The sequence below is a fragment of the Enterobacter sp. Bisph1 genome, assembly GCF_000814905.1.
Classification (GTDB): Bacteria; Pseudomonadota; Gammaproteobacteria; order Enterobacterales; family Enterobacteriaceae; genus Kosakonia.
In genome coordinates, this window is record NZ_JXAG01000035.1 from 200,040 (window position 1) to 212,792 (window position 12,753).

Annotated in this window: 16 protein-coding genes; 7 read left to right on the plus strand and 9 right to left on the minus strand. The window is 53.7% G+C overall.

The window, feature by feature from the left end:
- Positions 1-43 precede the first annotated feature (43 nt).
- The 3 genes from rsmF (at position 44) to RW65_RS10190 (ending at position 2,137) form a co-directional block, all read left to right on the plus strand.
- Positions 44-1,483 carry a 16S rRNA (cytosine(1407)-C(5))-methyltransferase RsmF gene (gene rsmF / locus RW65_RS10180; RefSeq protein ID WP_197058884.1) on the plus strand — a complete coding sequence of 480 codons (1,440 nt, stop codon included), beginning with the start codon at positions 44-46 and terminating at the stop codon, positions 1,481-1,483.
- A 117-nt stretch (positions 1,484-1,600) separates the two neighbouring features.
- The gene (locus RW65_RS10185) at positions 1,601-1,840 is read left to right on the plus strand and encodes a YebV family protein (RefSeq protein ID WP_039056611.1); all 240 of its coding nucleotides are present in this window, start codon (positions 1,601-1,603) and stop codon (positions 1,838-1,840) included.
- Between the two features lie 105 nt (positions 1,841-1,945).
- On the plus strand, positions 1,946-2,137 hold the full coding sequence (locus RW65_RS10190) for a YdfD/YebW family protein (protein WP_039056612.1): 192 nt from the start codon (positions 1,946-1,948) through the stop codon (positions 2,135-2,137).
- Here the strand turns inward: RW65_RS10190 and pphA are convergent, their stop codons facing one another.
- Positions 2,138-2,782 carry a protein-serine/threonine phosphatase gene (pphA, locus tag RW65_RS10195; RefSeq protein ID WP_039056613.1) on the minus strand — a complete coding sequence of 215 codons (645 nt, stop codon included), beginning with the start codon at positions 2,780-2,782 and terminating at the stop codon, positions 2,138-2,140. It abuts the gene before it with no gap.
- Positions 2,783-2,953: 171 nt separating this feature from the next.
- Here pphA and RW65_RS10200 point away from each other — a divergent pair, with 171 nt between their 5' ends.
- Entirely contained in the window at positions 2,954-3,901 is a 948-nt protein-coding gene (locus tag RW65_RS10200; RefSeq protein ID WP_039056614.1) for a VirK/YbjX family protein, read from the plus strand.
- Between the two features lie 534 nt (positions 3,902-4,435).
- Here RW65_RS10200 and RW65_RS10205 read toward each other — a convergent pair.
- From RW65_RS10205 to yobA, 3 genes are read right to left on the minus strand one after another with little or no spacing between them, the layout of a single operon-like run.
- A complete protein-coding gene (locus RW65_RS10205) occupies positions 4,436-4,774 on the minus strand; it encodes a YebY family protein (protein ID WP_039056724.1) in 339 nt (112 codons plus the stop codon).
- Between the two features lie 18 nt (positions 4,775-4,792).
- Positions 4,793-5,662, minus strand: coding sequence for a copper homeostasis membrane protein CopD (gene copD, locus RW65_RS10210; protein ID WP_039056615.1), 870 nt, complete (start codon positions 5,660-5,662; stop codon positions 4,793-4,795).
- Positions 5,663-5,665: 3 nt separating this feature from the next.
- Complete coding sequence (gene yobA, locus RW65_RS10215) at positions 5,666-6,040, minus strand: CopC domain-containing protein YobA (protein ID WP_039056616.1); 375 nt, start codon at positions 6,038-6,040, stop codon at positions 5,666-5,668.
- Positions 6,041-6,175: 135 nt separating this feature from the next.
- Here yobA and RW65_RS10220 point away from each other — a divergent pair, with 135 nt between their 5' ends.
- Positions 6,176-6,406 carry a DNA polymerase III subunit theta gene (locus tag RW65_RS10220; protein ID WP_039056617.1) on the plus strand — a complete coding sequence of 77 codons (231 nt, stop codon included), beginning with the start codon at positions 6,176-6,178 and terminating at the stop codon, positions 6,404-6,406.
- Positions 6,407-6,417: 11 nt separating this feature from the next.
- Entirely contained in the window at positions 6,418-7,080 is a 663-nt protein-coding gene (exoX, locus tag RW65_RS10225; protein ID WP_039056618.1) for an exodeoxyribonuclease X, read from the plus strand.
- On the opposite strand, the gene ptrB is transcribed toward exoX, so the two are convergent.
- From ptrB to RW65_RS10245, 4 genes are all read right to left on the minus strand, one after another.
- Positions 7,062-9,137 (minus strand): oligopeptidase B, encoded by a 2,076-nt coding sequence (ptrB, locus tag RW65_RS10230; protein ID WP_039056620.1) that lies wholly within the window; start codon positions 9,135-9,137, stop codon positions 7,062-7,064. The genes exoX and ptrB overlap by 19 nt on opposite strands.
- A gap of 79 nt (positions 9,138-9,216) precedes the next feature.
- On the minus strand, positions 9,217-9,876 hold the full coding sequence (locus RW65_RS10235; RefSeq protein ID WP_039056621.1) for a tellurite resistance TerB family protein: 660 nt from the start codon (positions 9,874-9,876) through the stop codon (positions 9,217-9,219).
- Between the two features lie 96 nt (positions 9,877-9,972).
- A complete protein-coding gene (gene yebF, locus RW65_RS10240; RefSeq protein ID WP_039056622.1) occupies positions 9,973-10,323 on the minus strand; it encodes a protein YebF in 351 nt (116 codons plus the stop codon).
- Positions 10,324-10,381: 58 nt separating this feature from the next.
- On the minus strand, positions 10,382-10,720 hold the full coding sequence (locus tag RW65_RS10245) for a YebG family protein (RefSeq protein ID WP_039056623.1): 339 nt from the start codon (positions 10,718-10,720) through the stop codon (positions 10,382-10,384).
- Between the two features lie 130 nt (positions 10,721-10,850).
- Here RW65_RS10245 and purT point away from each other — a divergent pair, with 130 nt between their 5' ends.
- The gene (gene purT / locus RW65_RS10250) at positions 10,851-12,029 is read left to right on the plus strand and encodes a formate-dependent phosphoribosylglycinamide formyltransferase (RefSeq protein WP_039056624.1); all 1,179 of its coding nucleotides are present in this window, start codon (positions 10,851-10,853) and stop codon (positions 12,027-12,029) included.
- Between the two features lie 66 nt (positions 12,030-12,095).
- On the opposite strand, the gene kdgA is transcribed toward purT, so the two are convergent.
- Entirely contained in the window at positions 12,096-12,734 is a 639-nt protein-coding gene (gene kdgA, locus RW65_RS10255; RefSeq protein ID WP_039056625.1) for a bifunctional 4-hydroxy-2-oxoglutarate aldolase/2-dehydro-3-deoxy-phosphogluconate aldolase, read from the minus strand.
- Between the last annotated feature and the right edge of the window lie 19 nt (positions 12,735-12,753).

Here is a 12,753-nt window from a genome sequence, read left to right on the forward strand (position 1 = left end):
TATGTTACACTGCGCGCCTGTTTTTACTCCTGTGGTGCGCTCTGTGGCTCAAAACGCTGTCTACCTTCCCGATGAATTTCTGGCGCAGATGCGCCAGGCGATGCCGGAACATCTCTCCTTCGATGAGTTTATCGCTGCCTGTCAGCGTCCGCTGCGCCGCAGCATTCGCATTAATACGCTAAAAATCGCTGTAAACGACTTTCTGCAGCTGGTTGCGCCTTACGGCTGGCAATTAACGCCCGTACCCTGGTGCGCGGAAGGTTTCTGGATTGAGCGTGAAGATGAAGATGCGTTACCGCTGGGCAGCACCGCCGAGCACCTCAGCGGCCTGTTCTATATTCAGGAAGCGAGTTCTATGCTGCCCGTCGCAGCGCTGTTTGCCGACGGTGAAATACCGCAGCGGGTCATGGATGTCGCCGCGGCACCGGGTTCTAAAACCACCCAAATTGCCGCGAAGATGGGCAATAACGGTGCCATTCTCGCTAACGAATTTTCTGCCAGCCGCGTCAAAGTGCTGCATGCCAATATCAGCCGTAACGGCATTAGCAATGTCGCCCTCACCCATTTTGATGGGCGCGTTTTCGGCCCGGCTTTACCCGAGATGTTCGACGCGATCCTGCTGGATGCCCCCTGCTCCGGCGAAGGTGTGGTCCGTAAAGATGCCGATGCGCTAAAGAACTGGTCGATCGCCAGTAATCTGGAGATAGCCGCCACCCAGCGTGAACTTATCGATAGCGCCTTTCATGCCTTAAAACCCGGCGGCACGTTGGTTTATTCGACCTGCACGTTGAATCGTGATGAAAACGAAGCGATTTGCCTCTGGTTGCAGCAGCAGTACCCGAACGCGGTGGAATTTTTGCCCCTCGGCGATCTGTTCCCTGACGCGCAACGGGCGCTGACGGCAGACGGTTTTTTGCATGTCTTCCCGCAGATTTACGACTGTGAAGGCTTTTTTGTTGCCCGCCTGCGCAAAACCGCGGCGGTCGATCCGTTGCCGGCCCCGACCTACAAAGTCGGTCAATTTCCCTTTACCCCGATGAAACCCAAAGAGGCCGCCCAGGTGGCCGCTGCCGCCCGGGAAGTGGGGCTACAGTGGCATGACGAACTGCATTTATGGCAGCGCGACAAAGAGATTTGGCTGTTCCCGGCAGAGATTGAGCCGCTGATCGGCAAAATCCGGTTTTCACGTATCGGTCTTCGTCTCGCGGAGAGCTATAACAAAGGCTATCGCTGGCAGCATGAAGCGGTGATTGCGCTGGCCGGGCATGATAACCCACTGGCGTTTGCCTTGACCCTGGAGGAGGCGGAAGAGTGGTATCGCGGACGCGATGTCTATCCACAAAACCCTCCACTGGGTGATGAAGTGATTGTCACTTTCCAGGGGCAGCCGCTGGGTCTGGCGAAGAAGATCGGATCGCGTTTAAAGAACAGTTATCCCCGTGAACTGGTGCGCGACGGACGTCTGTTCGCCGGTAACGCATGACGCTTTGCAAAAAAAAGCGCATTTTTTGACTGGCATCTTGCTCTTTGTTGTACCAGGCTCAATGATGGGCGGCTTTACTGGTCGTACCACATTTTTTGACCATTAATGGAGAGCATTATGACGAAAACCAGCGTGCGTATTGGCACATTTGAGATCGACGATGCTGAGTTGCAAGGAGATAATCAGGGCGAGCGAACGTTGCGTATTCCATGCAGTTCTGACCCGGATTTATGTATGCAGCTTGACGCCTGGGACGCGGACACCAGCATTCCCGCAATCCTTAACGGCGAACATTCGGTCCTTTATCGCGAACATTACGATCAGCAGTCTGATACCTGGGTTATGCGCCTTGCCTGACCCAATGGAAACCCGTCCATGAGACGGGTTATTTACTCGCCCAATTTCCCCTGCCCCCATTCATCCCCTACACTTATCGTTACGCTGTAAGGTTGCGAGGATGGAATGTACGCTCTGGTTTTATTTGTTTGTTACCTGGATGGTGGCTGTGATGACATCGTGGTCGATGTCTACAATACGCAACGCCAATGTCTTTCCGCTATGAACGATCAGCGAATGCGTCACGGCGGCTGTTTTCCCGTAGAAGAATTTATTGATGGCTTCTGGCATCCCGCCAGCGAATTTAGCGACTTCTGATTACTGAAGCTGTACCAGCGTAAGTTCACCGCCAAAGACCGCGCCGGTATCGATATAGTGCTGATTTTGCCCATCAAATCGCTGCCGTAGCGGGGTATGGCCAAACCAGAAATGATCCGCCCCCGCAATACGCTCGCCTTTCCCCGCCAGCAACTGATTCAATCTGTCCCGTCGCCATAAAACCGATTCGCCATCCAGCTCTTTTTCCCATTGGTACTCCGACGCCGGATAATCTGCATGGGCAATCACATTCAGCGTGCCGTCGCAGCGTAGCTCTAAAACGTACGGTAATTCCGCGCAGCTTTGCAGCGCCTCCAGAGCCTGTTGTTGTTGGGGCTTATCAAGAGAACTGAACCAACTCCCGCCATTGAGTTGCCACATCGCCATATCGCCGTAGCGTAAAGCGTCAATCGCCATCTGCTCGTGATTGCCGCGTACGCTGCGAAACCAGGACTGTTTGAGTAACACCAGACATTCGAGGCTCTGCGGGCCGCGATCGATTAAATCACCGACGCAGATAAGTAAATCTTGCCAGGGGTCAAAATGACGCAGCCGTAAAGCCTGCATTAAACGCTGATGACAACCGTGCAGATCGCCCACAATCCAGATATGCCGCCAGTGAATGCCATCGATACGCTGATACATATTTACCCCCTTCACTTGATTATAGAAAACATCGTCGGAAGCAACTGAAATCATTCATTGCGTTATTTCTAAATAGAGTCTAAACGGATCGGGAATAAACCCCGAAGAACGCTTAAATTGCATTTTGCGTACCTCTAAAATAGTCACTGATATTTTAAGAGGTTTTTATCCGTGTCGAATACCACACTGCAAAAAGAACTTAATGCAAATCATGATGCACATATTATTGCTGACCTGGTAGCCGGCCGTCTGGTACCGGGGCCAATTTGGAAAAAGCGTAATTATCGCCTCAAGTTTTTGTTGCGCTCACTGCTGTTCTGGTCATCGACAAATAGAATGCTGAGGCATCTTGCGCGCCGTGCGGATTTTCATCGGTTACTGGATGCGCAAATAACGCTACCGAGCAAATCCCATCGTCAATATTTAACCCGCGATTTGAACGCATCCCAACGTGCGGATGCCATCATCAGCCATTACAGCTGGCTTGATGAAAACGTACCACAAAAACTGGCTACTGCCCTGAGCACCCCGACGTCTGAGCAGATACTCGAATTTTACGGCAAAGATAATGCGCGCTTTAGTGTGTTCGCTTCGTGCGCCAGTAAAGCCGAGCGTGAAGGCGAAACCACCTTATGGATGTGCGACGGTGAACAAACCCTGCTGGCAAGCGTCACCTTCAGCGTCACCGGCAAAGAGGGTGCGCGCGCCCTGGTCATCGGCGGTTTGCAAGGCCCGCGCCGCGACGTCAACCACGAAGTGATTAAGGTTGCTACCCGCGCCTGCCACGGTATTTTTCCCAAAAAGATGCTGCTGGAGATCATCAGCCAGATAGCCCGCCAGACCGGCGTTTCGGCACTTTATGGCGTTAGTGATAACGGCCATGTTTTTCGCGCGCTGCGTTATCGTTTGAGTAAAGGTCGCCATTTCCACGCCAGCTATGATGAATTTTGGGCCTCGATTGAGGGTGAAAAAGAGAGCGCATACCGCTGGCGTTTACCCACTGAATTCCCGCGTAAGACGCTGGAGAGCATCGCCAGTAAAAAACGCGCCGAATATCGCCGCCGTTTCGAGTTGTTGGATGATGTGATCGGCAAAATTAACCACCTCATTGCGAACTAATAGCCCGGCAAAGAATAGTCTGAGCCAGCAATTAATGTTTACACTATCCGCCACGGTATGCATAAATGCGTGCCGTGTGTCTGGCAATGACTTACTTATCAATAGAATAACGACACTGCCTGCTTTTAAAGAATCATTGCTGGATTAAAAAAGTCATCGTCAGGATGAAAAATACCTGGACGCAAGCCGTACGGAATATGTTATGTTTTGTCCATGCGTAAGGCTTGCGGAAATTTCAGGACGAAATTAAGAAAGACTTACGTAACAAAAGGATAAAAAAAGACCGAACACGATTCCTGTATTCGGTCCAGGGAAATGGCTCTTGGGAGAGAGCCGTGCGCTAAAAGTTGGCATTAATGCAGGCTTAGTCGCCTTGCACTTTAAGAATAGATGACGGCGTCAGGTTTTCCAGTCCGCGACAAAAGTGGTCAGAAAAATTAGCTAACCGTCACGCTTATAAATTAAAAAAACCGCAGGACTTAAGCATATAGTCTTGCGGTTTTTTATTTTTAATCAAAAGATTAAGCCTGGATTTTAACAAAGGGTTTCCGCCCGAGCGATAAACGGTGCCAGACTCATCTTTTCGCCAGCTTTAGCAGGATTATCGGCCTGGATGATGCTAATGGGTTGCGCGATAGTTTTACCGCTGGCGACTTCTTTTTCCGCCACGTCGTTTAGGGGGTACTGCATCAGCGTGCTGGGGTTAATGGCATACAGCGCATGACCTGGTCGACAGGTCAGCATCACTTCTTCCCTGTTAAAAGCCCAATTATCTTTGCCCATTTCAAAGCGGCTAACGGTGATGACCTGCGGTGAGGCCAGAGCCGCGCCTGAACATGCCAACATTGCTAGTACCATTACACTCTTCTTCATCTTTCTCGCCAGGTTCATTCAAAAAGGTTCCCATGTTGCAAACAGACTGACCGCCGCCAGCACCAGCGCGCCAAACCCAATCTCTGCCCAGGTTAGCGCGATAAAACGTTGCTGCGCGGCATCGTTTTTCAGGCTCAGGCGCGGCACCAGAACATACCGATTCGTCAGGGCAATTACCACCATCAGAGCCACAAACGCACATTTCATCACCAGCCATTGTCCCCACCGGCTGTCCCAGGGTACGGCGAATCCATGGATAAAAAGCGTGTTAAAGAGGCCCGTCAGGATGACGCCCGCAACGGCGAAATGGCCGAACCACGAAAAGCGCATCATCGCGGCAATCGCCGCAGCCCGCGACGGTCCACGCGCCAGATGCATACAAAATAGTACCGGCAGCAGCCCGCCCAGCCACAGCGCGGCGCACAGTAAATGCACGGTTTGGTTACCGCGCTGCAAAACGCCCGGCACGCCTTCGCGCATCGCGGCATGGCCTATTCCCGCCGCCAGTACAAACTGCAGAACCACCAGCAGCAGCACTTTGCCTTGCTGTCGCGGCTGCAGTAGCGCCACTCCTAACGCTAACCCGGCAAGGGCTATTTGCCCTGCCAGTACAACCCCTGTTTGCGTCGTGAGGGCCGCCTGCCAGATTGCCGGGCGCACTGCATCCTGCCACCCCTCGCCCATCATGCCGCTCTGTACGGCGAACATCAGCGCGGCGCTGAGGGCAGCCAGCCACAAACAGCAACGCTGTAAACGATGAAAGTATTGGCGCAGGAGGGGTTGCAGGCTGGGCGGGGCAAGCCACGCACTAAAGAGCGCGCAGCCAAAAATTACCATCAGGGTTGCGAAATGGATAAAACGCAGCCCGACAAATGCCGCCACCAGCATCGATTACTTCACGGAAAACACGTAATCACCCTGGGTTTTGTGGCCATCAACCGAAACCACATGCCACTTAACGGTATACTTACCCGGCGTTAACGGTTCCTCTAGCGGCACAATCATCTGGGTGTTGTCTTTCTCATTGCGCTTTACCGCGCCAGTCTTGATAATTTGCTGCTGGCTGTTGCTTACGGTGATACCGCTGAATTGAGGCTCAATGCCTTCGGAAAAGTTAAGGGTCAGGGCTTGCGGTGAGGCTGTGACATTGGCATCGGCTGCCGGATATTGCCCTTTTAGATGGGCATGCGCCAGCACAGCGGGCGCGGTAAACAGCGTGGCAAGCAGCGCGATAGTCCGCCAGCGGCGATGAGAAGCAGTAAGCATATCGTTCATTCCTTTTAGATATCTATGTTAGCGAGGATAACGCTGTACCTGAGACGCGTCGAGTATCAATGTCGGTCGGGTTGTCTTTCTGCAACAGGTTTAGTAACTTTCGCCGCATAAATCCAGGAGAAAATCATGATTACCAATCTTGCGCAGCTTGAACAAGAAGAGATGGATAAGGTCAACGTTGATTTGGCGGCCGCCGGCGTCGCGTTCAAAGAACGCTACAATATGCCGGTGATTGCCGAGGCCGTTGAGCGCGAGCAGCCGGCGCATTTGCGCGATTGGTTTCGCCAGCGTCTGATAGCACACCGACTGGCGTCTGTGTCGCTCTCCCGCCTGCCTTATGAGCCGAAAGTCAAATAATGGAGCCAGGCATGTTACGCGTTATCGATACTGAAACCTGCGGCCTGCAGGGCGGGATTGTTGAAATCGCCTCCGTCGATGTTGTCGACGGACAGATAGTCAATCCCATGAGCCATCTGGTGCGCCCGGACCGGCCAATCACACCGCAGGCGATGGCGATCCACCGTATTACCGAATCCATGGTCGCTAACCAACCGTGGATCGAAGAAGTCGTGCCCCATTACTACGGCAGCGAGTGGTATGTTGCCCACAACGCGAGTTTTGACCGTCGCGTGCTGCCTGCCATGCCCGGCGAATGGATTTGTACCATGAAGCTGGCGCGCCGCCTTTGGCCCGGCATTAAATACAGTAATATGGCGCTGTATAAGTCCCGCAAACTTAGCGTGCAGACCCCTGCCGGGTTACATCATCACCGCGCCCTATATGATTGTTACATCACCGCTGCGCTGCTGATTGATATTATGCAGGTTTCCGGCTGGACGCCCGATCAGATGGCGACGTTGACCGGCCGCCCTGCGCTGTTAACGACCTTTACCTTTGGTAAATACCGTGGCAAGGCCGTTTCTGATATCGCCGATCGCGATCCGGGCTACCTGCGCTGGCTGTTTAACAACCTTGATCGGATGAGCCCGGAGCTGCGATTAACCCTTAAACACTATCTTGACGAGGAGTGATTTGCCTCCTGTCCGGGCAGGGTTCCCTGCGCCAGAGCAATCAGGAAGGCATACTCCAGCGCTACGCCCTCGTAGGATTTAAAGCGCCCGGATTTCCCGCCGTGACCGGAGTCCATATCCGTACACAGCAGCAGCAAATTATCATCCGTTTTAAACTCACGCAGTTTCGCCACCCATTTAGCCGGCTCCCAATACTGTACCTGTGAGTCGTGCAGCCCGGTCGTTACCAGCATATGCGGGTAAGGATGGGCGGAAATATTGTCGTACGGACTGTAGCTTTTAATGTAGTGATAATAGGTTTCGTCCTGCGGGTTGCCCCACTCCTCAAATTCACCGGTGGTTAACGGGATGGATTCATCAAGCATCGTTGTCAGGGCATCAACAAACGGCACCTGGGCAATGACTCCGTGAAACAGCGAAGGCCGCAGGTTGATGGCTGCCCCTATGAGTAATCCTCCGGCGCTGCCCCCCATACCGTAGCAATATTGCGGCGAGCCGTAGCCCTGCGCTAGCAGGCCGTCAGTGACATCGATAAAATCGTTAAAGGTGTTTTTCTTGTTGAGGAATTTACCGTCTTCGTACCACGCATGCCCCAGTTCACCGCCGCCGCGTATATGCGCAATAGCGCAGACAAACCCGCGATCCAGTAAGCTTAAGCGGCTACTGCTGAAATCAGCATCCATGCTCGCGCCGTAAGAGCCGTAGCCATACACCAGCAACGGATTTTCACCCTGGCGGAAAAGCTTATGGTTATAGACGAGTGATACCGGCACTTCGATGCCGTCTCTGGCGGGGATCCAGACGTGCTCGCTGCGATAATCGCTGGCATCAAACCCTGCGACCTCCATCTGTTTTAAAACACGCCGCTCGCCGGTATCCATATCCAGTTCAAACAGGGTATCGGGGGTGGTCATTGACGAGTAGCCATAACGCAGGCGTGACGTCTCCGCCTCCGGGTTGTAAGCCAGCCAGGTGACATACGCCGGATCGTCAAAGGCGATACCAATCACTTCGCGGGTTTTACGGTTGATTTGGCGCAGACTGGTCAATCCTCGCTGCCGCTCTTCGACCACCAGCCAGTCGGTAAACAGGGTAAAACCTTCCAGCATGATCTGTTCGCGTGCCGGGATCAGCACTTCCCAGCGCCGCTCATCGCGCACTTTAGTACGATATAAACCAAAGTTTTTGCCGTCACGGTTGGAGCGCAGATAAAAGGTGTGTTGATAGTGATCGAGGCTATATTCATGATCTTTACGCCGCGGCAGAAAACGCAGCGGCTGCGCATCCGGCAATTCCGCATCCAGAAGCAGCACTTCGCTGGTGGTGGCGCTGGCAAGATGAATCGTGATGTAGTGATGGGAGGTGGTTTTACTCAGGCCGACATAAAACGTGTCATCCTGCTCTTCATAGACCAGTTCATCTTGTGTGGAAGGCGTGCCAATGGTGTGTCGCCAGACCTGGTACGGCAACAGCGTCGTGGCATGTTTGCGCACATAATAGAGCGTTTCAGAATCATTAACCCAAACGAATTCTGGCGAGACGTTATCCAGCATCTCCGGATACCAGTTTCCGGTTTCAAGGTTACGAAAGCGCAGCCCGTACTGCCTGCGGGAGAGGTAATCTTCTGCAATCGCCATGATGGTATTGTCCGGCGAAACCTCCATGCCGCCCAGCGTATAGAACTCGCTGTGGGATGCGCGCTGATTGGCGTCCAGCAATACGGTCCATTCGTCCCATTCTGCACTGAGCACCGACTGGCGCTGATAGATGGCATACTCGCACCCCGGCTCGTAGATGTGCCGGTAGCGATAGCCGTTTTTGATATAGGGCGCAGAGACTTCACGTTGTGGAATACGCGAAATGATCTCCTCCAGCAGCCGATCCTGTAACGCCTGCTGGGAGGCCATCACTTCACGCCCGTAATCATTCTCCTGATGAAGATAATCAAGTACATCCGTTCGCGAGCGCGTATCGTCACGCAGCCAGTAGTAGTTATCAGTACGCGTATCGCCATGATGCGTCATGGTATGCGGGATCTGTTTTGCTTTTGGCAACATAGCAGCATTCTTTTTTTGGTTTTACATACCTATAAGGGTGGCAAAACCCGCGCGCGTTGCAAGCGAAACGTATGTGAGATCATGAACTAAGTGCTAATTTCTGCTTTTTCAGATCCGCTTCTATCTCCTCACGTACATCCTGCGGGATCTTCAACGCCTCACCGAGGGCGTGCAGGTAGCTGCGTTCCATAAAGTGATCAATATCGATAACGGCGCAGCTGAGAAAATAGAGCTCAAGGGCCTCTTCCTCGTTTTGAATCCCTTGCGCCAGGCGTGCCGGATCGAGGGGCTGTTCAATTGCGCATGTCACCAGCTGCTGCCCCTGCGCTTCTATTCCGGCATCACGTAGCTGCTGCTCAATTGCCGCGCGTTCTTTTTCATCGATATGGCCGTCGCTTTTAGCGGCAAATACCAGTGCCAGGATTAACCGTTCGGTGCGGACATCAAGCGGCGTCGCTTGCTGACCAAACTGGGGCTCGCTCTGATGAGCCTCACGAATGCGATCTTTATATTTATTCCATAACACGCTACCCGCCACCGCACCCCCGCCTACCAATAGCGCGCCGGTGCCATATTTCGCCAGCAGCTTGCGCGATGATTTGCTGGCGACCAGCAGGCCCGCCAGACCGCCCAGTGCGCCCGGCATTAACATAGCGTTCAGGCTTTGCCCGCCGGAGGTCGGCGCTTGCGCGTTAGTTTTTTGACCGAGTAACGACTGTAATTGATTTAACCAGTTCATGGAGATCCTCGCTTACCGTTGTATATGAATGCAAAGAGTAAGCGAGGAGGTTGTCAGGAAGTGTCGATATCTGGAAAGAATGGGAAAATTTAGGCTTTACGGCTGCGGCTGATAGTGCGCGGTGCCTTTTTTACAGTCGATGGCGACCCGATAGTGAATATCGGTGTTTTTTCCGCGAACCGTTAGCGGCACCGTCCATTTACCCTCTTTACCTGTCACCTCTTTCGGGTTGATCCAGGCAACCGGATCGGCCTGACCCAGTTTCTTCTGATCGTCCGCCCAGCGCACAATGCGATTTTGCAGATAATCGCGCTTAACGCTGGCGGCAATACCTTCGGCCGTAAGCCCCTCACAGGAGGGAAATTTAACTGATTTGTCGTTGGCGGCATGCGCCGCCATGCTGCCTGCCAGCAAAAGCAGACCGGTAAAGACTCCCGCTATTTTCATGCTTATCTCCTGGTTTTTACCCTTTCAAAGCATGGTACAAATTGCTGGCAGTGCAAGATCAGGCGACTTTGGCGCGCTTCGCTGCGCTCTTGATATCGACAGCGTCGGCGCTTTCTGACTCAGCGGATGCGGTAGCAACAGCCGCTTCTTCGCCTTCCGCACCCGGCAGCCTGCCCGATTTCAGAATGCCGCCAAGGGCGTCTTTTTGTTCGGCAAGCCACAGCGCCATTTTGTCACGCGCTTCATCTTCCAGCGTGACCGGACCAGTAGCCAGCCAGTCACCCAGGACTTCGGCCAGATCGAGCATTTTGTCGTAAGCGTCGGCTTCCTTTTTACTGGCAAAAGACATTTTTTCCTCACCTTCACGAATGACTACGTATTTAACTTCTACCGCCATGATGCAGCCTCATTCAACTGTGTATTTATACAGTATAATAGCGCGATGAAAAAAGCGCCGCAAGTGATAAAAGACATACGCAAACGTTTTCGTTTATACTGCGCGCAGTTTTTTTCAACGGTATGATGCTATGACTCTTTTAGGAACGGCGCTGCGCCCTGCAGCAACACGCGTAATGTTATTAGGCTCTGGCGAACTGGGTAAGGAAGTGGCTATAGAGTGCCAGCGCCTGGGAATTGAAGTTATTGCGGTGGATCGCTATCCCGACGCGCCCGCGATGCATGTCGCCCATCGCTCTCATGTGATTAATATGCTTGATGGAGCGGCGTTAAAAGCGCTGGTGGCGCAGGAAAAGCCGCACTTTATCGTGCCCGAGATTGAAGCTATCGCCACCGATACGCTGATTGAACTGGAAGCGCAGGGGCAAAAAGTGGTGCCCTGCGCTCGCGCAACACAATTGACGATGAACCGCGAAGGCATTCGTCGTTTAGCGGCAGAAGAGCTTCAATTACCGACCTCCCGTTATCGCTTTGCCGACAGTGAAGCCGCTTTTCAGCAAGCTGTCGCCGAGATCGGTTTACCCTGCATTGTAAAACCGGTGATGAGTTCTTCCGGTAAAGGCCAGAGCTTTATTAGCAGCGCCGGGAAGCTGGCGCAGGCCTGGGAATATGCCCAGCAAGGTGGCCGCGCGGGTGCCGGTCGGGTGATCGTTGAAGGGGTGGTTAATTTTGATTTTGAAATTACGCTGCTGACCATCAACGCCGCCGATGGCATCCATTTTTGCGCCCCGGTGGGCCATCGTCAGGAAGATGGCGATTATCGTGAATCCTGGCAGCCGCAGCAGATGTCAGCCCTGGCGCTGGAACGCGCGCAAGCCATTGCCAGCAAAGTGGTGCTGGCGCTAGGCGGCTATGGCCTGTTTGGCGTTGAGCTGTTTGTCTGCGGTGACGAGGTTATCTTCAGCGAAGTTTCCCCTCGCCCGCACGATACCGGCATGGTGACCTTGATTTCACAAGATCTCTCCGAGTTCGCCCTGCATGTGCGCGCTTTTCTCGGCCTGCCGGTAGGCGCCATTCACCAGTATGGTCCATCCGCATCTGCCGTTATCCTGCCTCGCCTGACCAGCCAGAATGTCACCTTTGGTAATGTGCACAATGCCGTTGGCGCGGGCGTTCAATTGCGTTTGTTTGGCAAACCGGAAATCGAAGGTTCACGGCGCATGGGTGTGGCTTTAGCGGTGGGCAAAAACGTTGAAGAAGCGGTACAACGCGCAGTTGCCGCAGCATCAGCGGTAAACGTCGGCGGATAAAAAAAGCCCGGTCAGCTTTCACTGGCCGGGCCTTGTATCAGGCGGGTTTAAACCCCGCCCGCAAGATTATTTTGCGCCTTCAACGGCTTCGCGAGCCAGACGGGTGATGCGATCGTAATCGCCCGCTTCCAGCGCGTCGGCCGGTACCAGCCAGGAGCCACCGATACACAGCACGCTTTTCAGCGCCAGGTAATCACGGTAGTTAGCCGGAGAGATACCGCCGGTCGGGCAGAAACGCACCTGCGAGAACGGGCCAGCAATCGCCTGCAGCGCTTTGGTGCCGCCGTTCGCTTCCGCCGGGAAGAATTTGAACTCTTTCAGGCCGTAGTCCATACCCAGCATCAATTCTGACACGGTGCTGATACCCGGAATAAGCGGGATAGAACCTTCAACCGCCGCTTTCAGCAGCGGCTCGGTCAGACCCGGGCTAATCGCAAACTGCGCGCCAGCGGCGGTGACTTCCGCCAGCTGCTGCGGGTTGAGCACGGTACCTGCGCCAATAATCGCATCAGGCACTTCTTTGGCGATAGCGCGAATAGCGTCCATCGCACAAGCCGTACGCAGCGTCACTTCCAGAACGCGAACACCGCCTGCAACCAGTGCTTTCGCCATCGGTACGGCGTGCTCCAGTTTGTTCACTACGATCACCGGCACTACCGGACCCGTTTTCAGGATTGCTTCCGCACTCGTTTTCCAGTTTTTCATCAGTGTTTTTCTCTCGCCA

Coding starts and splice junctions, on each gene's coding strand:
- RW65_RS10185 (WP_039056611.1), top strand. CDS start 1,601: ATGACGAAAACCAGCGTGCGTATTGGCACATTTGAGATCGACGATGCT.
- RW65_RS10190 (WP_039056612.1), top strand. CDS start 1,946: ATGTACGCTCTGGTTTTATTTGTTTGTTACCTGGATGGTGGCTGTGAT.
- pphA (WP_039056613.1), bottom strand. CDS start 2,782: ATGTATCAGCGTATCGATGGCATTCACTGGCGGCATATCTGGATTGTG.
- RW65_RS10205 (WP_039056724.1), bottom strand. CDS start 4,774: ATGAAGAAGAGTGTAATGGTACTAGCAATGTTGGCATGTTCAGGCGCG.
- copD (WP_039056615.1), bottom strand. CDS start 5,662: ATGCTGGTGGCGGCATTTGTCGGGCTGCGTTTTATCCATTTCGCAACC.
- yobA (WP_039056616.1), bottom strand. CDS start 6,040: ATGCTTACTGCTTCTCATCGCCGCTGGCGGACTATCGCGCTGCTTGCC.
- RW65_RS10220 (WP_039056617.1), top strand. CDS start 6,176: ATGATTACCAATCTTGCGCAGCTTGAACAAGAAGAGATGGATAAGGTC.
- exoX (WP_039056618.1), top strand. CDS start 6,418: ATGTTACGCGTTATCGATACTGAAACCTGCGGCCTGCAGGGCGGGATT.
- ptrB (WP_039056620.1), bottom strand. CDS start 9,137: ATGTTGCCAAAAGCAAAACAGATCCCGCATACCATGACGCATCATGGC.
- RW65_RS10235 (WP_039056621.1), bottom strand. CDS start 9,876: ATGAACTGGTTAAATCAATTACAGTCGTTACTCGGTCAAAAAACTAAC.
- yebF (WP_039056622.1), bottom strand. CDS start 10,323: ATGAAAATAGCGGGAGTCTTTACCGGTCTGCTTTTGCTGGCAGGCAGC.
- RW65_RS10245 (WP_039056623.1), bottom strand. CDS start 10,720: ATGGCGGTAGAAGTTAAATACGTAGTCATTCGTGAAGGTGAGGAAAAA.
- purT (WP_039056624.1), top strand. CDS start 10,851: ATGACTCTTTTAGGAACGGCGCTGCGCCCTGCAGCAACACGCGTAATG.
- kdgA (WP_039056625.1), bottom strand. CDS start 12,734: ATGAAAAACTGGAAAACGAGTGCGGAAGCAATCCTGAAAACGGGTCCG.